This window comes from Nitrososphaerota archaeon (genome assembly GCA_011605775.1).
Lineage (GTDB): Archaea > Thermoproteota > Nitrososphaeria > Nitrososphaerales > JAAOZN01 > JAAOZN01.
Genome location: JAAOZN010000075.1, coordinates 1 through 21,749, shown reverse-complemented (window position 1 = coordinate 21,749; position 21,749 = coordinate 1). Strand labels below are relative to the sequence as shown.

The following is a 21,749-nucleotide window of genomic DNA, read 5'->3' as shown; positions in this document are numbered from 1 at the left end:
TTTCAGATTAAGGAAGATAGCCCTAAATAGAGAGCGCCTTAGGCTAAAGTGGGTTGAAGGAGTTAAGGTTTCTTCAGATCGGGTTAGGTGCTATAGGGTTAGAGATCGCTAAACTCGCATCGAAGAAGAGCGGATTGAAGATAGTGGGCGCATCAGATCTAGTGAGACACGTTGGTGAAGACCTCGGAGTCATCTTAGGGTCTGGGGTGACGGGTGTTAAAGTCGTTTCAGATTATCGTAGGGCTCTTAAAGAATCTAAACCTGATCTGATTCTACACGCAACCTCCTCCTATCTGCAAGATGTGTATGAGCAGATAGTGGAATGTGTAAAAGAGGGGGCAAACGTAATCTCAACTTGCGAGGAGTTATCTTACCCATTCTATAAGCACCCTGATTTAGCGAAGAACCTCGACCACTTGGCGAAGAAGAACAGGGTCCGCATACTCGGCACAGGGATAAACCCAGGCTTCTTAATGGATACCTTAGTCACACTCCTCACAACAGTTTGCCAAGAAGTTGAGAGCATAGTTGTGGAGCGTGTTATCGACGCTTCACACCGAAGACAAGCCTTTCAGAGAAAGATCGGTGTAGCGCTTAGTGAAGAAGAGTTCGCATCTAAGATCGTGGGGAAAGAGATATCTGGGCACGTTGGGCTTGAGGAATCCATAGCGATGATATGTGACGCCTTAGGTTGGAGGCTTCAGCGTATAGAGGCTGAGCAACCCACACCAATATTAGCATCTAAGCAGGTAAGCAGCCCCTACTACACCGTACCAGCTGGTAGGGTTGCTGGGCTTCAACAGATAGCACGAGGATATGTGGATGGGGGAGCGCGCATAACCCTGCTCTTCAAAGCCTACATCGGAGCAGAAGAGGAGTATGACCGCATACACATTAGAGGCAAACCAGAGGTTAATCAGATGATAAAGCCAGCCATACAAGGAGATATGGCGACAGCAGCCATCGTAGTGAACTCTATCTGGCCACTGCTAAAGACTAAACCAGGGCTTAAGACCATGAGGGATCTGCAACCCCTACACTACAAGTAGGACGGTAAGGGAGATGACCGTCTCCATCTACCCTATAACTGGGTTAGGCGAAATCAGAAAGGGTGTTAGGTTAGGTGAAGCTTTGGCTGAAGCGTTAGCGAAGAACAATCTAGCCATCTTGAAGGGCGATATAATTGTAGTCACCTCGAAAGCGGTTTCAAAGGCTGAGGGTAGGCTCGTTAAACTCGATGGTGTAAAGCCTTCACCGAAAGCGGTGAGGTTAGCAAGGCGCTTGAATAAAGACCCTAGAATCGTGGAGCTGATTCTAAAAGAGAGTAGGATGGTCTTGAGAGTTGAGCGTGGCATAATAATAACGAGAACAAAGCTTGGGATAGTCTGCGCAAACGCTGGAGTAGACCAGTCAAATGTGCCTGAAGGATACGCAGCCCTCCTACCTAAAGACCCAGACCGCTCAGCTGAGAAGATAGCTGAGCAGATAGAGGCTAGGACTGGTGTTAAGCCAGCAGTAATAATAACCGACACATATGGGAGAGCTTGGCGCAGAGGGCAGGTTCAGTTCGCCATAGGTGTTTATGGGCTTAACCCTATCCTAGATTACAGAGGCAAACCAGACACATTTGGAAAGGTGTTGAAGGTCACTGAGATAGCGGTCGCTGATGAGCTCGCTTCAGCCGCTGAGCTCGTGATGGGTAAGACGAAGATGTGCCCAGCTGCTCTTATAAGAGGGTATGAATACGAGGTTGGGTTTGTTGGCGCTAAGTATCTTATAAGGCCGCTAAAGGAAGACTTATTCAAGTGAGCTGCCCCGCCCTAAAGGGGCGAGGCTTCCAGCCTTTAGAGTGGGCTTTGCGCCTGTCTCCTCATCTGCTGGTTCGGGGGGCTCACAGCTCCCCCATCCCATAGAGCTCGTTACCCTATGGGCTATGTTAACACAAGCGTTCAAGTCTCTGTCATACTCGATTCCACATTTTGGACACCTAAAGATTCTGCCCCTAACTTGGGTAACATACCCGCATCTGTGGCATGTCTTCGAAGTATTTTTTGTCTCCTTCTTCGTTAGGTATCTGACTTCTATTCCTTCGTGGAGAGCCTTGTATTCTATGATGGTTTGTAGCTTTCTAAACGGTAGGCTGTGGAATCTTCTATTTAGCTTCTCAGACTTCTTGAAGATACCCCTTATTCCGTTCAAGTTTTCCATCACTATTATCGGCTTGGGGAACTGTTTAGCGTAGGCGACTATCTGGTTGGCTATGATGTGTAGTTGCTGGTTTACTTTGCGCCTCTCCTCTCCCCTAAGCTCCTTAACCTTCTTCAGAAGCCTCTTTTCCTGAAGCCTCCTTCTGATATGCCCATAGAGCCCTCTTATCCTCTTGATCTCCTCGCCTCTCCAGAACCGACCCTTTTTGGGCTTATTCGGGTTGTTCTTTGATATGGCTACTGCAACGGCTAGATTGTGCTCACCTCTATCCACCGCTATCACGGTCTCGGTTTCATCGGGAACTTCGACAGCCTTCTTAAGAACGAAATGAGCATACCAATCTCCACCACGTTTAACCATTTCAACTGTCGTGAATCGCCACTCTCCTCTGAAAGCTTCCTCAATCCTTTGTTTCTGCCTTTCTCCGAAGACTATCGGCAGGCTGACCCTCTCCTTTCTGTTCAGGCTTAGCGTCAGCCAGTACGGCGTTAGAACGTTTGTCGTCTTAGAGAAGCTGTAGCATCTCCTATCGAAGCGTATGGATATCCTCTTGAGCCTTAAAACGCTGCCCTCTTTCTTGTTTTTTGCGAAGCTCTGCAAGATTTCAACAACCTTGTCCCTCGCAGTTTGGATTAAAGCTGTGTTGAGATCGAAGAGCTCTTTAGCTGTCGCATAGCAGTTCTCGTGCAGAAAACTCTTGGACCTAGAGTTGAAGTGGAGATACCACTTCACAAGCCCAAAGTAGCTGCTGAGGGCTCTGTTTAAGGCTAAAACCTTCACTCTATTAGGCTTGAAAACCTTCCCAACCACACATATCTGAACATCCTTCTGCATGAAACATCCCCGAAGCTACGCCTGCACAGCAGAACCTCCTCGGGGAGTATAAAAAGGGTGACGAAGCTTATTTCAATTCTCTGTTTGAAATTCTGTCTAGCATCTAGGCCCAGCTTCGCTAGCTCATCAACTTTCAATATCCGCCCGACGCCCCTAGATGAGATCTCTCCTGTCAGGACAAAGAAGCCTAAGCCTTGAAGCCAAGGCTTTCAATTCTTTGTGTAAGGAGGAGGTGGAGATAAGGCTTTTATTAAAAGCCTGTGAGTAAAGATTGTGTGCAGAAGTATCGGTGTCCAAGATGTGGATCTAGGCTTGAGGTGAAGCGAACCTACGATGGTAGAGCGCTATTCTACTGCAAGAAATGTGAGTTAAAACACATACTCGAAAGCAGAGGTAGGGGTGAGGATGAAGAGTATCTGCAGATGCTCTTAGCCTACGACACAGGGAAGATAGATGTGAAGAAGCCTCTTGAAGATCTCTTAGAGGAGGAGGGTTTTATCCGCAAGAGGGAGGAGATTCGGCGTATAATAGGTGATGTGGAGAAGAAAGGGTACAGCATCCCGGCTGTAGTTTACGACGCTTTAACATCTAAGCAAGACTATGTTGTAGCTTATAATGTTATAGAGGAAGCTAAGCCTAAGCCAGGTAGTGCACCCTCTTCCCTCAACCTACCACAACCACTTGTGAAGACGCTGGAGATGATGGGTGTAGAGCACCTCTACAGCTTCCAAGAAGAGGCCATCAAGCACATACTCAATGGTGAGGATGTTGTGATCGTGGCACCTACTGGTAGCGGTAAGACAGAGGCTTTTACCCTACCTGTGTTGACTACGCTCTCAACATATAGTAGCAAGTTTGGTGGGCTACGTGTAGAGCAGCCGAAGATCAAAGCCCTCTTCATCTACCCAACCAAGGCGCTTGCACGTGACCAGCTGCATAAGATTAGAATGTTGGCTGAATCGGTTGGTGTTGGTGTGGACGTTTTTGACGGGGATACTCCTAGAAGGGATAGGGAGCGCATTCTACTTGAGCCCCCTCACATCGTGCTGACCAACTTCGACACCATACACCACCATCTACTACATAGAACTGCGTTCAGCCGGCTGCTCCATACGGTGAGGATGCTGGTGGTTGATGAGGTGCACGTGTATAAGGGTACATTCGGCTCAAACGTCCACTTTATAGTGAAGAGGCTTGAGCGGCTTGCAGGTAGGCTTCAGATAATAGCTGCTTCGGCTACCGTAGCGAATCCGGCTGAGTTCTGCAATACGCTCTTTGGGCGAAGATTTAGGGTGATCCAAGAGGATGAGGGCAGGCACGGCATACTACACTTCACAATCTTGTTCCCCACTCTGCGAAGCCACCGAGCGCTGGTAGTGGATACCATTAAGAGGCTGTTTAAGGCGGGGTATAAGCCCCTGATCTTCTCGAGCTCACACCTTGGTGCTGAGTTGAATGCTTACTACGCTAAGCGGGAGGGCGTAGATATCGCTGTGCATAGAGCCGGATTACCAGAGGAGTGGAGGAGGAAGGTTGAGGATGGCTTCAGAAAAGGCACGATCAAAGCGATCTCAGCAACACCCACACTAGAACTAGGCTTGGATATAGGCTCTGTTGATGCGGTGGTCTCAGATCTAGTACCTGTGAATCGGTTGATACAGAGGGCTGGTAGGGCTGGTAGAAGAGGGCAAGAGGCGCTCATCTTCCTACTCCTAAGAGATAACGACCCCATAAGCCAATACTATAGAAACCACCCCGAAGAATACTTTAAGAACATAGAGCAGGCTTACGCAGATCCCTACAACCCGTCGGTTGCTGAGAAGCAGATCTTAGCAGCAGCCTTAGACAAACCAATCAGCAGAGACGAGTTTCAAGGATATGAGCAGATAATAGATAACCTTGCCTCAAAAGGTCTGCTCCGCAGATTCAAGGATCTACTTAAGCCAGACATCGCTGTAGCCAGAAGGATCTTAGCAGCATATAACATAAGAGGGAGTGGTGAGAATGTTACAATACTCTTTAACGGTAGGAGGATTGGTGAGAGGTCTCTACCTCAAGCATTAGATGAGCTTCACCCGGAAGCGGTCTATCTGCACGCGGGTGTAAGATACCGCAGCAAGGTTCTGAAGATAGATGGTGCTAGAAGCTACGCTGAGCTCGAAACTTTGCCCCACAACTACCCGTACTTCACAAGACCGCTTAAGGAGGAGTGGCCGAGAATATTGAGCGAGATCGAGTCGAAAAGAGTCTATGGTATGGAGGTTAAGCGGGTTGAGTTGGAGATAGAGAAGAAGGTGATAGGGTATGTGAATGTGGACATCAACAACCCAACAGCTAAAGGTAAGCCGGTGCTCCTCCAGCAGCCAGTAACCTACAGATTCAGCACAAAAGGCATAGTCTTCAAAGCACCGACCCCAGACCAAACCCTCCAAAGATATGCTGAGCAGAAGGAGTACGCTTTGATGAGCAGCTTCCACGCCACAGAGCATCTGATGATAGAAGCGACCAACCCAATAACAGGGGGTGCGGCAGAAGACATGGGAGGCATAAGCCTAGGTGCGACCGGGCTGATCTACATCTACGATGGTGCTGTAGGAGGAAACGGGGCTACAAAAGCCCTATACGATAGATTCGAGGAGGCGCATAGAAGCGCTTTAGAAATAGTGGAGGGGTGTAGGTGCGAGTCGGAGACAGGCTGCCCAAGATGCACCTACTCCTACAGATGCGGCAACAACAACGAATTTCTGCTGAAAAGAGGAGCCATAGAAGTCTTGAAAAAGATGAGAGAAGGTGTGAGGACGATTATAAAGATCGAAGAGGGGGTTGCGGAGAAACCAATAGTTTAATCAGCCCTCTCTAGAATGCTGAAAGGTAATTTTTAATGATGTAGCAGGTCTGCTAGCCCCCTTACTGGGTGAGAAAAAGGTAAGGTGAGGGGGTTAGGTCTCCCCTCTAAGCCTTTCCGATTCTGAATACTTTGGTTCCGCAGTTCGGGCATACGCCTACGATTGCTGGCTTGTTGTTCTTGAGTGTGGTGGGTTTGGGGTCCTTTATTTCAACCTTCTTTCTGCATTTTACGCAGTATGCTTGCGGCAACTCTTAAGACCTCTAGGCAAGGTATCGAGTAGATTAGGTATTTAAGCTGTAGGATTAATGTTAGCCTTGGTAAGGTTGTCTGGCAGTAGGTATAATCTCTAAGTTGATGGTCTTTCCCTCCCTGAGTATGGTCAAAACAACCTTCTGGTTGGGTGAAACGTTCAGAGAAACGTATGCAAACCAATCTTCGTTAGTGTATGTCCGCCTACCGTCGATAGCCAATATTATATCACCAGGCTTATATGCAGAGCCTGTAAGCGTTCTTACTAGCGTCGCAGCCCTTAATCCAGCCTTCTCAGCAGGGGTGTTACGTTCAACCTTTATTACCATGAGCCCGTTCTGATAGGGATCAACATCCAGTATGTTATACCTTTTAATGATTTCAGGGGTTAGTGTTATCGCGGAGAAGCCGAAGTAGGGGTGCTGGTAATAGCCCTTTGATATGAGGTCTGAGGCTACCCTCTTAACCATGTTTGAGGGTATGGCGAAGCTAAAGCCTACGGATGTGCCTGCGTTAGTTATGCCGATAACCTCACCATCTAAGTTCAGAAGCGGGCCGCCTGAGCTGCCCGGCGCTATGGTTATGTCGAGCTGTAGGACTGGTACTATGATCGGTTCAAGGTCTAGGAGCCTATTGACTTGGCTTATCACACCTACTGAGAGGCTGCCTGTCAACCCAAGTGGGTTACCTACGGCTACTACAGTCTCCCCTATCCATATCGCTGAAGAGTTCCCTAGTTTTAGAGGAAGAGCATCAGCCGGCTTCCTATCGATCTTCAGCACAGCCACATCAGAGTACGGGTCTGTCGCTAAGACAGCAGCAGCGGTTCTCGTCTGATCATAGAATTGAATATCAGCTTCGTTAACTCCCTCTACCACATGCCAATTCGTTAAGATCAGGTTCTCACCATATACGAAGCCTGAGCCCTGCCCCAGCGATGTCCTTATAACCACAACCGACTTGTAGACCTTCTCATAAACCCTACCAGGCGTCTGTCTACTTATAGTAGCTAGTTCCTTATTCATCGCCGTTATGGTTGAGTTTAATTGTGAGACGTTCAGCTCGGTCTCAGCAACCCTCTCCTTCAACGCTGTTAAGCTCTGGTTCAGCATATCCAGCTTTGATGTTAGCGACTGGTTTAGGGCTGAAATTATCTCAACGAGAGTCTGTGTCGGCACGCTTTGGTTGAGCGCTGCTATCTCACTCAGCAACCTAACATTTGTGTTCGCTAGCTGATTCATCTGATTCGATAGCTGAGAAGCGCTCTGAGATAGGTTCTGAACCTTAGCCTCTATGTTTTGCAACCTATATCGTAGATCAGCCACATCAGCGTTAAGGTCCTCGGCTCTCTTCTCCTGTAAGTTTACGAAGTACCCACTTATAGCAGCTAAAACTAAAGCAACAACTGAGATCACCGCAGCTGCTGAGGCTGTTCTGCCAAGCATAAGACCACTATGCTGAACCAAGCTTATAAGGGTTAAAAAGATGGTGACGATGCTACTTCACAGCCAAGAGTATAATCACTCCACCCATCATCCTCTCCTCCAACTCGATTCGTGTAAAAAGCCTCCCAACCATCTCCTTTAGATGAGCGTTAGTTGGTAGCTTGAGGTACGTGTGGTAAAGTAGCCTATAGATTAGCCCTTCTTTGCCTATGTAGGCTGAAGCTAAGAGCGGCGCCAAGATCCGCCAATAAACTCCAATGGCAGCTTGAAGCAGCCTACTGCTGGGCTTACCTAGATCCAAGATCAGCATAACCCCACCACACTTAACTACACGGCTGAGTTCGGTGAGCGCTCTGGTTAGATCAAAGGCATCTCTGAGTGCAAAAGCGCTGACAGAAGCATCGAATAAGCCGGCTTTGAAAGGCAGGTGTTCGAAGATCGCTTGCACAAACGCACACCTCTCATCACCCAACCTATGTTTAGACTGCTTAAGCATCTCTTTAAGGGGGTCGAGGAGTATGATCTGCTTCACGCAATCTGTTAAGTCGAGGATTGTTTTGCTCATCGTACCGGGTCCGCAGCCAGCATCAAGTACTAAAAGATCCCTACCCTTAATCGCTTTAGCCACAGCTAGGCGCCTCAGCCTGAGGTCTTGGCCTAAAGAGATCACTCTATTTACCTTGTCGTAGACTGGTATCAGCCCTCTGAGCGCATCCTCTATTCTGCTCCAGAGTGAACCGAGCCCATAGCTAGGCAACGGTATTCAGCCTACTCGGTCAAAGCGCTTCAACACATAAGGTATCTTCCCAGCCACATCAACAGCAGTTATATGTAGACCAAGCTCCTTCTCAGCAGCCTCACCGGCCAAACCGTTAATATATGCGCCAGCAGCAGCCGCTGCAAAAGGCTCAGCGCCCAAAGCGAGGAAGGCGGCAACCACACCCGCCAAAACGTCACCCGTACCTCCTACGGTCATGGCTGGTGTACCAGTTCTGTTGAACGCTACTCTAGTTCCATCTGAGATTATGTCTACGGCACCCTTTAGGAGGATCGTTGTCTTAGCTTGCGCGGCTGCCTCCTTTAGCGCTGTGGCTCTGCTCTCCAGCTTCTCATCAAGCTCTTTGCTGAAGACCCTTTTGAACTCTCCTTGGTGCGGGGTGAGCACGCTTGGCTTACCAGCTACCTCTTGAGTCACTTCTACTCTTAGGGCATCAGCGTCTAACACGACCTTCACACCTTTAAGAGCAAGTTCTCTAACCAGCTTCTTCATACCATCAGTCTTCTGTTTACCTAAACCCGGGCCTACTACCGCAGCGTCCACCTCAGGAAGCCACTTCAGAAGCCTGTTCACGCAGCCAACTGTGAGTTTAGCGTCTGGCAGCGGTAGGACTATGAATGTAGGTGAGTAGGCTCTGATCGGCGCTGCTATCACATTCGGCACGGCCAAGTAGACCAGATCCACACCGACCTTAGATGCCCCTAGCGCTGAAAGTAGGGGTGCTCCGTGGTATAGGTAGCTCCCACCGACCACAAGAACCCTACCATTCTCACCTTTCCTCGAATTCCTGCGTCTAGCCCTGTATGCTAAGTATACTATCTCATCAGAGGTCTCTACCGTAGCTAACTCTTCTGGCATCGCTTACGCATCTCTAGAGGTGCGGGGTTTAAATACCTACGCTCTTTTTCTCAGCGTCTATGCCCTTCCTAGCTAGGATCTCTCTAGCAGCTATCAGACCTGAGGCTGAGGCTTGGACCAAGCCGCGTGTAATCCCAGCACCATCCCCAATAGCGAAGAGGTTCTTTATCCTGGTTTCTAAGCAGTTACTCAGCTCTAACCTCGACGAATAGAACTTAACCTCAACCCCGTAGAGTAGGGTGTGTTTGCTGTAGACCCCTGGTGTGACTTTATCCAGCGCCTGAAGCATCTCCTTTATGCCTATAAGGTACCTTGCGGGTAATACGAAGCTCAGATCACCTGGCTTAGCGTCTTTGTATGTTGGCTCGACTATGCTCTTCGCCAGCCTCTCTGGTGTCGACCTTCTACCCTCATCTAAGTCAGCCAGCCTCTGAACCATAACCCCACCTACCAGAAGGTTTGCTAATTTAGCTATATACTTGCCGTACGCTATAGGGTCATTGAAAGGCTCGGTGAACTTGGTGCTGACAAGGAGGGCGAAGTTCGTGTTATCACTCTTCTTATTCAAGTAGCTATGCCCATTCACAGTAACCAAGTCATCTGTATACTCAGGCACCACAAACCCATTTGGGCAGACGCAGAACGTCCTCACTCTATCGTCAAAGGATTTGGAGTAGAAGAGGAACTTGGGCTCATAGAGGACATCGGTTATCTCTTGCATAATAGCTGCTGGAACCTCAACCCTCACCCCTATATCAACTGGGTTTGCCATCAGCTTTATCCCAAGCCTAGCTGCTTCCTGCCTAAGCCAGCTCGCACCAGCTCTTCCAGCTGCTACGATAACGTGCTCAGCGTAGATCTTTTCGCCGCTCCTTAACTCAACACCGCTCACAACATCGTTTGAGGTCAATATCTTCGTCACTTCGGTTTCAAGCCTAATCTCCGCCCTCTCTTCCAGAGCCTTCTTCATCCTCTGTAGTATGAGCGGCGCCATGTCTGAACCCAGATGGCGTATTCTAAACGGTATCAGCTTCAAACCTGCGAAGGCTGCTTTTCTCACGATATGCGCTATCTCGTCAAGGTCAACTCCATATACCTGATTGGATGCGCCGAATTCAAGGTAGATCTTATCAACTTCATCCATTAGCTGCTTCAGCCGCTCAACCCCAACATACTCCCTCAACCACCCACCTGACGTTGTGGAGAAGTTGAGTTTACCGTCACTGAAAGCTCCGGCTCCACCCCACCCGCTTATTAGAGACTCACCTTGGTGTTGGCGCTGGGAGATGTCCTTCCCTTTGTCGATTATAAGCACGCTTAGATCTGACTTCCTCGTTAACTCCAATGCAGCGAATATGCCAGCTGGGCTTGCGCCAACTATGATTACATCATACTTCTCTTTCGGCACCGGCTTCCCTTGACAGACCAACCTTTTGACAGAATATAAGCGTTTACCATAGCAAGGTGTTAATTGAGGAGAGCGGGTAGCAAAAACTACACACCTTATCCTAATATCTTAGCAGAAAAATATTTACATCTGCGCCGGCACATCCTACTTGATGCGCCTTGGTAAGGGAGGTTGACTTTAAACCCAAACCCATAGATGCGGATTTTCTGAAGAAGGTTGATGAATATCCGATCACAGGTGAGCATAAGGGGCATAAGGTGAGGGCTGAAGGCAAGCAGCGGTTGGATGGAGACGGCAAACCCTACCCCACAAAGCTGGGCATACACGGCACACAGGTGGCTGTAGACTGGGACTGCTGCATCGCCGACGGCATCTGCATGGATGTTTGCCCAGTCAACGTCTTTGAGTGGGCTCTAAACGAGGGTCAGGCTGGTACAGGGAAGGATAAGTGGCCTCTTGAAGGTGAGTTGCACGAAAAATATAGGACAGATAAGTCTGACCCGGTGAGGGAGCAGGACTGCATCTTCTGCTTGGCTTGTGAAACTCAGTGCCCCGTTCAAGCGATAAAGATCACTCAGCCGTAGAGGTTAGGTATTCATAGAGCGTCCTCTGACCGCGCTTCTTGACGAGATCAGAAACCCTAACACCCACCCTCCTGATCTTTATCTTCTCCTCTTCAAGCAGCCTAGCTAAGAGCGCGATAGAAACGCTCTTCAGATTATCATATCCGTCGAGAGGATGCTCATATGTCTCGCTGCGTGAATATGTTGATAGAGCGTCGCTTACACAGAACACACCAACGCTCTTAAAGGCGTAGCCCTGAGAGGAAACCTTAGCGTAGAGGTCTCGGCAGATTTCATCTATATACCCCTCAGCCTCATTCACCGTCTGGGCATCTTGCTTCAAAGTTATGATCCTACTGAACTGAGTGGGTTCGGTCCTCTCCTTTACAGGCTCATCGTCTCTACCGTTTGCAGCATTGTAAAGGTAGTTTCCAATCTTCATCCCGAAGATTGAGACGAGCTTCTGAGGGTCTTGCTTAGCGAGGTCGCCTATGGTCTTCACACCCATTTCATCAAGCAACTTCTTCGTCTTAGCGCCCACACCCGGGAGCTTATCGACATCCATCTTCGCTATGAACCCAGCAGCCTCCTCAGGTCTTACTACCGTAAGCCCATCTGGCTTCTGGTAGTCTGAAGCTATCTTCGCTATGACCTTATTTGGCCCTATGCCTATTGAGCAGGTTAGTTTTTCAACCCGTTTGATCTCATCTTTGATCTTTAGAGCGAGCCGCTTAGCTTCCTCATAATCCCCTCTAACCCTATCTGTTACATCAAGGTAGGCCTCATCAACACTAACCTCCTCGAATACATCAGCGTAGCCTCTGAGTATGTTCATTACCCTCCGGGAGACCTCATCGTAGTAGTCTAGGTCTGCTTTGAGAAAGACCGCATCAACGCCTTGGAGAAGCCGCTTAGCCCTTACAATAGACATACCGGAGCGCACACCATACCTTCTAGCAACATAGTTCGCTGTGGTGACAGCACCACTATCACCCCCACGCCCAGAGTAGATACAGACAACCACGGGTCTATCTTTAAGAGCGGGGTTTCTAACTTCTTCACACTGAGCATAAAAGTAGTCCAGATCCACCTCCATTATTACCCGCTCAACCATCACCATCAGATCAAGATCCCCACATATATTAGAGTTGAACCCTTCATAAAGACGGGTTCCCAGAAAACCTAGATCTTTAGCTCGGGATGAATGGGCTAGGTTTAAATAGATGAAAAGATGAGGGATATTTGAGCATGTTGCGATGACCTATGAGCCTACGTGGCGAGGTGAAATGGAAGTTTAGCCCATAGGGTAACGAGCTCTATGGGATGGGGGAGCTGTGAGACCCCCGAACCAGCAGATGAGGAGACAGGCGCAAAGCCTACTCCAAACGCTGGAAGCTCCCAACTTCAGTCGAGGAGAAGCTCGCCTCTACTATTCAAGGCGGAGAAACAAACTATCTTTACGAAAGCCAGCTTTAAGTGCTTTAATCATTTTAGAAGCATCTTCATCTTCTCCACAAACTTCTTCACATCCTCAATGTTAGCTTTGACCATCTCCTGAGGAAGCCAGTTTTCATAGAAGTTCTGATGAAGCATACCAGCAGACTGCCAAAGCGACCTTATCCCCTCACCCTTAGCTTGTCTGTCGATCTTGGCGACTTGTTGGTGTAGCTCTCCGTGGCTTCTAAGCTCCCTCCCCTCTTTTGCAGCGAAAGCCTTTACGATTTGAGAAGCAGCCCCCCCAAGCCTTCTCTGATGCCTGGGTGAGATCGCCTTTTCTCAAAAGTTCTTCCGCCTCCTTCAGGAATTTTTCTGAAAGTTTTAGGTGGATCTCGATTCTTACCTCTGGGTCAAGGTTTTCATTGAACGCCTTCGCTAGCGCTTCAACAATAAGCTCCTCCTCTGAGGCACCAGTCCTCTCAGCCTCCTCTTTCGACCTCTCCTCAATCTTTTTGGGAAGCGCTATTGAAACCACGCCCCATCAACTGTTAAGCGGCACCCTAGCTACAAAAACTTTAAGAGAAGGGTTGGTGACGTGAAGGTATATGCCTTTCACTCAGATCATTTTAGAGAAGAAGGCACCTATTGCAAAGATTACATTAAATAGGCCGGAGGCTCTGAATGCCCTGAGCCCAACCTTACTCAACGAATTAAAGCAGGCGTTAGATGATGTTGAGCAAGATCAGCAGATAAAGGTTGTTGTGTTGACTGGCTCCGGTAGAGCGTTCTGCGCTGGCGCCGATCTGAAGTTTATGGCGCAGGCACAGCAGAATAGGATCTTTGATTATATTCAGATGCTTGATGAAGTCTTCTTTAAGATTGAGTGTTTAGATAAGCCTGTGATCGCTGCTGTGAATGGCTATGCTCTAGCTGGGGGGCTTGAGTTGACCCTCTGCTGCGATCTAGTCGTCGCTTCTGAGCAGGCGATCTTTGGCGATGAGCACATTAATCGAGGTCTTATGCCCGGCGGGGGCTCGACCATTAGGTTGGCTCGTATAATAGGGTTGAGGCGAGCTAAAGAGCTCCTCTACACAGGGGATAGGTGGGACGCCAAACGCGCGTATGAGGCTGGACTTGTGAACCAAGTTGTACCCAATGAGAAGCTCGAGGAGGCTGCTATGGAGCTAGCTACTAAGCTGGCTTCTAAGAGTGGCTTTGCACTCCGCCTCATAAAGCAAGCCGTAAACAGATCTCTAGACTCCGATAGAGAGACGCTTCAAACACTAGAGCGCGCAGCTTTCAACCTAGTTATAAGCAGCCCAGAGGCGCAGGAGGGTCTAAAAGCCTTCCTATCCAAGAAGTAGGCTAGATCTTACACCTCTTACATACCCTAACCACGTCGAAGTATGTGTCGTAGAGTCCAGTTCGCTTGACACGCATATAGTATGTGTGCTCTAGGCAGATGCTGTCACCACACATAGAGCAGACCCTCCAAGAAGCCTCCTCTTCAGGTATGAGGCGACCGCATTCAACGCATCTAGCTGGCTTGACACTCCTACTCAAGCGAATCTAACCTCTTATATGCTGAGGGGGCTCTCCCCTATCGCCCTGGTTATGTCTGCTGAAGTTATGATACCTAGCAGATGCCCCTCCTGCACAACTGGCAGTCTCCTAATCTTTAGTTGAGTCATAACCCTAGCCGCCTCTCTTAGTTCGAAGTCCGGGGTGATGACGGTAAGGGGGCTGCTCATAAACTCTTTAACCCTCTCTTTCAGCAACTTCACATCTTTTAAGAGGATCTTGGTTAGAAGGTCTCTTTCGGTGAAGATTCCAGCTGGTTTCCCGCCTTCGGTTACGATGACGCTTCCTATGTGCTTTTCACCCATTATTCTGCAAGCCTCCTCAACGCTTGTGTTCACATCAACCGTTATTACTGGTGAAACCATGATATCTCTAACCTTAATCATGAGCTCACCTTCTCATAGATCTCCTTCAGCCCTCCTTAATACCTTTCTATTCTTGAGGCTCAGCGTATATGAGCGCGTGATCTTTGTCGAAGGGCTCGAGCTCAACAACTTGGTTGATCTTGAAACCGCTCTCCTTGAGCTTCGATGCTTCTTGCTTCACAACTAAAGTAGGCTCCATCGCTACATCTATACTTCTACACTTAACCACCAGCAGCAGCTTCCCCCCACTCTTAAGATAGATTCTACAGTTCTCCACCGCTATCTCCGTCTGGTCTGGTTGGGCTATGTCGCAGTAAACCAGATCGACCTTACCATATATGGAGGGGTAGAGCCTAGGATGCCTAGCATCAGCAACTATCGGCACAACATTCCTCCTATGTTTAACTACCCGCTCTATCAGCTCTCGAGCAACTCTAGCCGAGAACTCTACACCAAAGACCACACCCCTCTCACCAACTATATCTGAGACGTGGCTGAGGGTTGTGCCTGTAGATGCGCCTAAGTAGAGGACGCTATGCCCTTCCCTTAGACCTATATCCTTAAGCCCTTTAAGTATGGCTGCTGCCAGCTTGCTTCGAAACGGATCCCATACCCTGTACTCTTTACCCCCAACCACCACCAGCTTCTCGCCGTACACGCTCACTCCGGGCGCTAGGTTTAGAGTGGCAAGCCTACTCTGCCCATCAACCTCTAACCTAATCAGCCTACTTCCTATTTCTCCGCTTCTTAGCCCCATACTTAGCCCCCTTCTGTTTAGATGGTTTAGGCGCCTTCGGATACTTTGCTTTGATCTCCTCTATCCTCTTCTCTAACTGCGTGTCAAGCCTTTCTTCCCTCTCACCCCTATAGGCGTCAACCCTAGCCGCCAACGCTATCTTCGCAGCAAGAGACCTAGCCACCTTACCCCTCTGCCAAGAAGGGGCTGAATGAACGAGCTTATGCTGAAAGATTATCCCGTGCTTAGGTGGAGGCGCACCCGTACGCAGTGCTCTAAAGAGCGCCTTCTCAGCACCCAAGACCTGTATAGTGCTCGCAGGCAACCTAGCCAACTTCTCCAAGCCACCAGCTTTCGCTATAAGCCTCGCGGCTATCGTGGCTCCCGCAATAGCGGTCAAGTTAGGTGCTATTTTACTCATCGTCACCTCTATGTGCCTTTGGAGTGACTTTCTTAATGCGTGGAGATCCTTGACCTCTTTAGCGAGCATCCTCACCCTGCTAAGGTCTTCCTCTCTTATTTCAGCGCCCTTTGACTTCTCTGAGGCCTCAAGTATGACTTTAACCTTCTTCTCAGCGAGCTTTAACTCGCTGACAAAATCCTTTACACGATCCCTATGACCAACAGTCAATATGAAATCGATGTATTGCTCCGGCTCAGATAGAATATCTGAGAGCTCTGGGAAGTGCAGACCGTACCACTCTCTTAAGCGTGAGTTAAATATGTTGGCTGCCTTATCCACTTCATCTAACGCCTGTATGGATTGTATCACTTGAAGATCCGGTTTAGCAGAAGCCTCTCTAATCTTAGCTTCAGCCAAATAGATGGCTGCCTCACGCACAAGCTCCTCAGCCTCCGCAGAGCTATCAACCAACCCTGAGGTAACGATCAGATCGAGCTTCTTCTCCTTAAGCCTAGCGGCAACATCCTCCCCTACCAGAGTACATTTATAGCCAAGCGCCTCTACAGCAGCCCTCACACCCTCCTCCACAGCCTTGAACTCACTAACCCCCAAGGTTGCTGCTTCCTTCAAGAACTCTTCAAGAGAGGTGTTCGGTTCGCCTAGTAGGAGTAGCCTATATGCGTTAAAGGGCTCAGCACCATAAGGCCTCGCTAGCAAAGGCTTCAACCCCTCATCGACCAGCACCAACCCAGCCTCCGTAGCCAAAACAGTTGACTCCAACTCTAACCACTTGTCGCATAATCCTTATACATGTGTGGTTAAAAAGATACACTGAGCCTAATTGAAGACAGCGGTGGACCTGAGTGTAGACCTAAGAGGGCTAAGGATGAAGAACCCGCTTATGCTCGCCTCAGGCATCTTAGGCGATTCAGCAGAACTCCTCCTGAGGGCTCTGGAGTCTGGCGCAGGAGCGGTGGTGACCAAGTCCATAAGCTTAGAGCCGAGAGAAGGATATCGAAACCCAACGATCGTAGCTGTTGAGTGCGGGTACATAAATGCGATAGGCTTAGCGAACCCGGGCGCTAAAGCCTTCCTAAGGGAGCTTAAGAAGATCAAAGATCAGAATCAACCGGTAGTAGTAAGCCTCTTTGCGGAAGATGCCCAGAAATTTGGGGAGCTCGCTAAGGTGTTTGAGGGGAGCTGCGCTAAAGCATATGAGCTGAACCTATCATGTCCTCACGTTAAGGGTGTGGGTTTAGAGGTTGGGCACGACCCTAAGCTCGTCAAGAAGATAGTGAGGTATGTAAAACAATCTTCTAGTAAACCCATCTTCGTCAAACTCTCACCGAACCTACCTAACATAGTTGAGGTAGCAGAGGCCGCTGAAAAGGCTGGAGCTGATGCTATAACGGCTACTAACACAATCAGAGCTATGGCTATAGATGTTGAGGCAGCGCAACCGATACTCTCAAACAAGGTGGGCGGGCTCTCAGGACCAGCGCTCAAACCCATTTCACTAAGATGTGTCTACGAAATCTACGAGAGCATAAAGATCCCCATCATAGGCTCAGGCGGCATATCAACTTGGCGAGACGCGGTAGAATACCTCCTAGCAGGAGCATCAGCGCTTCAGATAGGTTCGGCTGTAGCATACGGGGGCTTAGAGGTCTTCAGAAAGATCCGCAAAGGATTAGCATCATACCTGAAGTCAAAAGGCTATAGGAGCGTGGCTGAAGTAGTTGGACTCGCGCATAAAAATTGACCGAATAAGGGCGGTAAAAGTGGAGTCGGTAGAAAGAGATTCGAATATAACCTACACCATAAGGTTCAGAGACGAAGCATGTTCGAAAGCCGAGCCCGGTCAGTTCGTCATGATCTGGGTCCCCTCTGAGAACGAGTGCCCCATGAGCCTATCAGAGATCGGCGCACTAGCAGCCATAACAGTCAGACCAGTAGGCAGAGGTACCGAGAAGCTCTGTAAAAAGAAGGCGGGTGAAACAATCTGGGTTAGAGGACCATATGGCAGAGGCTTCGCCACCAAAGGCTACTCAAACCTACTCGTGGGAGGCGGAACAGGTATAGCCCCATTAATGCCTCTGGCTGAAAAGCTCGTTGAAAGCGGAAGAAGGGTTACGTTAATCTTAGCCGGGCAGACAGCAGACACCATACCCCTACTCCCAAGAGCCAGACGCTTAGAAAAGCAAGGCGTAGAACTGATTTACGTAACTGAAGATGGAAGCCTAGGGTTTAAGGGTGTGGCAACAGACCCACTAAGCAACATACTCAAAGAAAGCAGATTCGACCAGATCTACACCTGCGGACCAGAAGAGATGATAAAGAAAATCTATTATATAGCAAAAGCCAACAAAATCCCTATTCAAGCAAGCCTAGAAAGATACATAAAGTGCAGCATAAGCCTCTGCGGCTCCTGCGCCATAGGAAGATACCTTGTCTGTAGAGACGGACCCGTATTCGACGAAAAACAGCTGAAGGATTTTGAAAGCATCTGGGGAAAGCCCGCGCTAAAACCGGGGTTGATCAAAGGCTTTCCAACCGAGTTACCCTTTCGAAAAATACATAAAGGGGCTTAGATAAGAAAAATCGATGCCTCCTCTCTTACAATGTAAAAGTCTAACCAAGAAGTTCGGAGGACTAGTTGCTCTCGAAGAATTCAGCTGCGAGATTAACGAAAAAGAAATTGTTGGGCTGATCGGTCCGAATGGTTCTGGTAAATCAACTCTCTTAAATCTGATAGTAGGCATGTACCCACCTACCAGCGGTAACGTTGTATTTGAAGGTAATCGGATAACCGGATTAGCACCACATAAAATAATTCATCTAGGAATCGCTAAAACCAACCAAATCCCCAAACCCTTCTTAACTTTGACTATATTTGAAAACGTGATGATGGGCGGTATTTTTGGACGTAAAATGGATAAAGGTGAGGTTATAGAAAATACGGCGAAGATCCTACAATTTGTAGGGTTATGGGAATTAAGAGAGGAGCAGCCAAGTAAACTAACTGGTGTTCAATTAAAACTACTCGAGTTAGCAAGGGCTTTGAACACACAGCCTAAGTTGCTGCTCTTGGACGAGCTAGCAGCAGGTGTAAGCGAGCTTGAAATGAGGGACGCGCGATTGCTGATAGAACGATTAAACAAAGAGTGGGGAATGACCATAGTTTGGGTTGAGCATATAATGGATGCTGTTAGTAAAAGCTGTCAGAGGCTTATCTGTTTAAACGAGGGTAGGAAGATCGCCGAGGGTTCTGTGGATGAAGTATTGAAAAACGAGGTGGTAGTTAAAGCGTACATAGGTGAATAAGATGCTCGTAGTCAATAACATCGATGTTTTTTATGGAGCCATACAAGTATTATATGATGTCAGCCTTAAAGTTAACCAAGGAGAAATCGTCTTCCTAGGTGGACAAAATTCCGCAGGAAAAACAACCACTATTAAAACTATAATTGGCTTGTTACATCCTAAAGACGGAAGTATTGAATACCAAGGGAGTAGAATAGATAACCTAAGCGCTCACGAGATTGTAAGGAGAGGCATCGCCTGTCTTTTAGAGGGTAAGAGGGTCTTCCCCTATCTCTCGGTTTTAGAAAACCTACAGATAGCCGCAACTACACCGGAAGCCAAAGAAAAGTTTAGCGAAACACTCGAGGAAGTCTATGAGCTCTTCCCAATACTTAAGGAGAGAAAAAAGCAGCTAGCCGGAACGTTAAGTGGAGGTGAGCAGCAGATGCTTGCCATCGCCCGCTCCTTGATTTTAAGACCTAAACTCTGCATATTTGATGAAATTTCGTTGGGGCTAAGTCCGATACTTACCGCTCAATTATATAAGGTGATTGAAAAGTTAAAATCTCGTGGTCTCACGCTTTTATTAGTCGATCAAAACATACGTCGAGCCTTGCATATATGTGACAGACTATATGTAATGAGAAAGGGACGGATTGTCTGGGAAGGATTACGAGAAGAAGCCAAAGAAGATGAAATTAAAAAAGCTTACTTCGGTCTTCAATAATTACAGACCCTTAAATCTAAATTTCCTTTGCAGCCCTCCGATTATCCCCTCAGGATAGAAGAGGATGATCGCTAATAGTATAGCCCCTACTATGACCAAGTGGAGAGTATAATAAGTAGCAAGGTAATGTGAAAGCATTGTCATAATTGCGGTGCCAATAAACGGCCCAAGGAATGTTCCCCTCCCTCCGATAAAGGTTATTGTTAATGCCTCGATAGAAAGCGATAAGCTGAAGATAGTGTAAGGCTCTATATGCAGCGTATATAGTGCTAATAGCCCGCCCATAAGTGCGGTGAAGAAGGCATGAATCATAAACGCATAAACCTTATATTTGTACGTGTTAATGCCAACCAACTCACTGCTATCCTCATCATTACGTATACATTTCAAAGCCCAACCCATCGAGGATCTTGTAATCTTCCATATTACAACCAAAGCTACTGCGCTGAAAATTAACGACAGATAATAAAGGTATAGGGAAGAATAATAAGCTGGTAACGAGGTTATGTGTAACCCCCAGCTACCACCTAGATATGGTGCTCTTATTATAACAAGCTTTAAGATTTCACCAAGAGCTAATGTGCCTATTGTAAAGTATATCCCCCTCAGTCTAAATAGAGGCTTAGATAATAAGGCAGCAAAGCAAGCGGCTATAACCCCTCCAACTACTAAAGCCACTTCTACTGGTACTCCATTAAAGTAGAGTAAGAAAGTTGTGTATGCTCCTACGCCTGCGAAAGCGCCTTGTCCTAAACTAATTAAATTACAGTAACCTCCAGCTAGATTCCAGCTTTGTGCCAAGGTTAATCTGACAAAGTAAAAGAATAGCAAAACAACCCAATATGGGGGAATTATAAGAGGTAAAAAGACTAGCAGAACACCAATCACTAGGAAAAGTAGCGACTTTGATAAGGTTACGCCTTTTACCTTACCGTATTTAGAGTACATAACGCCCGAACAACCCCTTTGGCTTGATCAAGAGAACGATCAAGAAGATTATGTAGCCGACCAGTAACTGAACACCAGAGCCGAAATAATAGGAAGCAAGCGAACCCACCACTCCCAATATTAGTCCTCCCACAAGACATCCAAAGATACTACCTAAACCACCTAACACAACAACCGACAAAGCTATCAATAGTGAGCTTAATCCACTGGTTGGATTAAAAGTGAACATTACTGCTACCATTGCTCCAGCTAACCCAGCGCATAGAAATGCTAGACCAAATGCTATTCGCCCCATAAGGAAATAGTTTATTCCGGTTGTAGCTGCCAGCTCTGGATCCTGTGGAATAGCGCGAATAGCCAACCCGCTTTTAGTCTTCGTCAAGAAGACGTGTAGCCCCAAAATGGTAACAAAACCTGCAAGACCACCTATCAAGTAGATTGGAGAAATATTGATTCCGAGAATGATAATGGGGTTTACAAAGTAGCTGAGCGTAATGGATCTTTGAGTCGACAACCAGAAGAGAAGACCGAGATTCTGTAATATAGTTGAGATCGCAATAAACAGGAGAAGTACGCTTTCCACATTAGCCTTACTGGAATATCTTGAAAGCCCGCTATAAAATGTGAATCCTACCAAGAAGAATAACGGTAAGATAATAAGTAATGAGAGAAATGGATCAATACCCAACGACTTGAAGAGGAAATAGCAAAAGTACGACGCAAATGTCATAATCTCTCCGTGCGCCAGATTCAGCACCCTTGTAAAGCTAAGCGCTATGGAAAAACCACTTGCTATTAATGCGTAAATCCCGCCAAAGAGTATGCCACTGATTAGAGCGTCTACAAGCATTTTAACTCTATTGCCTCAAAATCGTTATTTAAATTTTGTTATCTCGAACCCTTTGATAATATCAGCGCTCTTTCTCTCTCGTCAAGTTAAAAGTTGAGAGAATTTTAGGTCTTTTCCAGGAAGACGTAGCCAATATAGGTGCTTCTCTCTAACTTTACCTCTAGCTTCTCAGCCCGATACTGTGGATGCTCGAAACTCAAGGAGTAGT

22 protein-coding genes and 2 pseudogenes are annotated in these 21,749 nt (G+C 47.7%); 9 read left to right on the top strand and 15 right to left on the bottom strand.

All coding sequences use genetic code 11. The features are described 5' to 3' along the window. The first annotated feature begins 53 nt into the window (after positions 1-53). Entirely contained in the window at positions 54-1,049 is a 996-nt protein-coding gene (locus HA494_06665; GenBank protein NHV97450.1) for a dihydrodipicolinate reductase, read from the top strand. Positions 1,050-1,062: 13 nt separating this feature from the next. Further along, positions 1,063-1,809: a coenzyme F420-0:L-glutamate ligase gene (gene cofE, locus HA494_06660; protein ID NHV97449.1), complete on the top strand. Its 747-nt coding sequence runs from the start codon at positions 1,063-1,065 to the stop codon at positions 1,807-1,809. Positions 1,810-1,869: 60 nt separating this feature from the next. Here cofE and tnpB read toward each other — a convergent pair. Together tnpB and HA494_06650 are read right to left on the bottom strand one after the other, a co-directional pair. Further along, positions 1,870-3,042, bottom strand: a pseudogene (tnpB, locus tag HA494_06655) (IS200/IS605 family element transposase accessory protein TnpB). Further along, positions 2,985-3,179 (bottom strand): hypothetical protein, encoded by a 195-nt coding sequence (locus tag HA494_06650; protein ID NHV97448.1) that lies wholly within the window; start codon positions 3,177-3,179, stop codon positions 2,985-2,987. Before HA494_06650 ends, tnpB begins: the two are co-directional and overlap by 58 nt. 138 nt (positions 3,180-3,317) lie before the next feature. On the opposite strand from HA494_06650, the gene HA494_06645 reads away from it, so the two are divergent. Then, positions 3,318-5,888, top strand: coding sequence for a DEAD/DEAH box helicase (locus HA494_06645; GenBank protein ID NHV97447.1), 2,571 nt, complete (start codon positions 3,318-3,320; stop codon positions 5,886-5,888). Between the two features lie 106 nt (positions 5,889-5,994). On the opposite strand, the gene HA494_06640 is transcribed toward HA494_06645, so the two are convergent. Genes HA494_06640 through HA494_06620 form a run of 5 tightly spaced genes read right to left on the bottom strand, consistent with a single transcriptional unit; the run spans position 5,995 to position 10,628 of the window. Then, complete coding sequence (locus HA494_06640) at positions 5,995-6,138, bottom strand: hypothetical protein (protein NHV97446.1); 144 nt, start codon at positions 6,136-6,138, stop codon at positions 5,995-5,997. 60 nt (positions 6,139-6,198) lie between these two features. Then, the gene (locus HA494_06635; GenBank protein NHV97445.1) at positions 6,199-7,584 is read right to left on the bottom strand and encodes a PDZ domain-containing protein; all 1,386 of its coding nucleotides are present in this window, start codon (positions 7,582-7,584) and stop codon (positions 6,199-6,201) included. A 52-nt stretch (positions 7,585-7,636) separates the two neighbouring features. After that, on the bottom strand, positions 7,637-8,341 hold the full coding sequence (locus HA494_06630) for a class I SAM-dependent methyltransferase (GenBank protein ID NHV97444.1): 705 nt from the start codon (positions 8,339-8,341) through the stop codon (positions 7,637-7,639). A 6-nt stretch (positions 8,342-8,347) separates the two neighbouring features. Beyond that, positions 8,348-9,220 (bottom strand): NAD(P)H-hydrate dehydratase, encoded by an 873-nt coding sequence (locus tag HA494_06625; protein NHV97443.1) that lies wholly within the window; start codon positions 9,218-9,220, stop codon positions 8,348-8,350. Positions 9,221-9,248: 28 nt separating this feature from the next. Next, on the bottom strand, positions 9,249-10,628 hold the full coding sequence (locus tag HA494_06620; protein ID NHV97442.1) for an FAD-dependent oxidoreductase: 1,380 nt from the start codon (positions 10,626-10,628) through the stop codon (positions 9,249-9,251). A gap of 158 nt (positions 10,629-10,786) precedes the next feature. Between HA494_06620 and HA494_06615 the strand changes: the two genes are divergently transcribed. Then, positions 10,787-11,212 carry a ferredoxin family protein gene (locus HA494_06615; protein NHV97441.1) on the top strand — a complete coding sequence of 142 codons (426 nt, stop codon included), beginning with the start codon at positions 10,787-10,789 and terminating at the stop codon, positions 11,210-11,212. On the opposite strand, the gene dinB is transcribed toward HA494_06615, so the two are convergent. Together dinB and HA494_06605 are read right to left on the bottom strand one after the other, a co-directional pair. Beyond that, entirely contained in the window at positions 11,199-12,305 is a 1,107-nt protein-coding gene (gene dinB, locus HA494_06610; GenBank protein NHV97440.1) for a DNA polymerase IV, read from the bottom strand. The genes HA494_06615 and dinB overlap by 14 nt on opposite strands. Before the next feature lie 371 nt (positions 12,306-12,676). Continuing rightward, positions 12,677-13,163 (bottom strand): annotated as a pseudogene (locus HA494_06605) (hypothetical protein). A gap of 70 nt (positions 13,164-13,233) precedes the next feature. Here HA494_06605 and HA494_06600 point away from each other — a divergent pair. Continuing rightward, a complete protein-coding gene (locus HA494_06600; GenBank protein NHV97439.1) occupies positions 13,234-13,992 on the top strand; it encodes an enoyl-CoA hydratase/isomerase family protein in 759 nt (252 codons plus the stop codon). 1 nt (position 13,993) lies between these two features. Here HA494_06600 and HA494_06595 read toward each other — a convergent pair whose 3' ends face one another. From HA494_06595 to HA494_06580, 4 genes are read right to left on the bottom strand one after another with little or no spacing between them, the layout of a single operon-like run. After that, positions 13,994-14,191, bottom strand: a complete 198-nt coding sequence (locus tag HA494_06595) for a hypothetical protein (protein ID NHV97438.1) — start codon at positions 14,189-14,191, stop codon at positions 13,994-13,996. A 14-nt stretch (positions 14,192-14,205) separates the two neighbouring features. After that, positions 14,206-14,592 (bottom strand): CBS domain-containing protein, encoded by a 387-nt coding sequence (locus tag HA494_06590; protein NHV97437.1) that lies wholly within the window; start codon positions 14,590-14,592, stop codon positions 14,206-14,208. Positions 14,593-14,641: 49 nt separating this feature from the next. Next, entirely contained in the window at positions 14,642-15,331 is a 690-nt protein-coding gene (locus HA494_06585) for a fibrillarin-like rRNA/tRNA 2'-O-methyltransferase (GenBank protein ID NHV97436.1), read from the bottom strand. After that, on the bottom strand, positions 15,300-16,493 hold the full coding sequence (locus HA494_06580; GenBank protein NHV97435.1) for a C/D box methylation guide ribonucleoprotein complex aNOP56 subunit: 1,194 nt from the start codon (positions 16,491-16,493) through the stop codon (positions 15,300-15,302). Before HA494_06580 ends, HA494_06585 begins: the two co-directional genes overlap by 32 nt. 73 nt (positions 16,494-16,566) lie before the next feature. Between HA494_06580 and HA494_06575 the strand changes: the two genes are divergently transcribed. Genes HA494_06575 through HA494_06560 form a run of 4 tightly spaced genes read left to right on the top strand, consistent with a single transcriptional unit; the run spans position 16,567 to position 19,743 of the window. Continuing rightward, positions 16,567-17,475, top strand: coding sequence for a dihydroorotate dehydrogenase (locus HA494_06575; protein ID NHV97434.1), 909 nt, complete (start codon positions 16,567-16,569; stop codon positions 17,473-17,475). Positions 17,476-17,494: 19 nt separating this feature from the next. After that, entirely contained in the window at positions 17,495-18,304 is an 810-nt protein-coding gene (locus HA494_06570; GenBank protein ID NHV97433.1) for a dihydroorotate dehydrogenase electron transfer subunit, read from the top strand. A gap of 13 nt (positions 18,305-18,317) precedes the next feature. Beyond that, the gene (locus tag HA494_06565) at positions 18,318-19,037 is read left to right on the top strand and encodes an ABC transporter ATP-binding protein (protein NHV97432.1); all 720 of its coding nucleotides are present in this window, start codon (positions 18,318-18,320) and stop codon (positions 19,035-19,037) included. Position 19,038: 1 nt separating this feature from the next. Further along, complete coding sequence (locus HA494_06560; protein NHV97431.1) at positions 19,039-19,743, top strand: ABC transporter ATP-binding protein; 705 nt, start codon at positions 19,039-19,041, stop codon at positions 19,741-19,743. On the opposite strand, the gene HA494_06555 is transcribed toward HA494_06560, so the two are convergent. Both HA494_06555 and HA494_06550 read right to left on the bottom strand, forming a co-directional pair. Further along, positions 19,744-20,691 carry a branched-chain amino acid ABC transporter permease gene (locus tag HA494_06555; protein ID NHV97430.1) on the bottom strand — a complete coding sequence of 316 codons (948 nt, stop codon included), beginning with the start codon at positions 20,689-20,691 and terminating at the stop codon, positions 19,744-19,746. After that, positions 20,681-21,541: a branched-chain amino acid ABC transporter permease gene (locus HA494_06550; GenBank protein ID NHV97429.1), complete on the bottom strand. Its 861-nt coding sequence runs from the start codon at positions 21,539-21,541 to the stop codon at positions 20,681-20,683. Before HA494_06550 ends, HA494_06555 begins: the two co-directional genes overlap by 11 nt. Positions 21,542-21,749 lie beyond the last annotated feature (208 nt).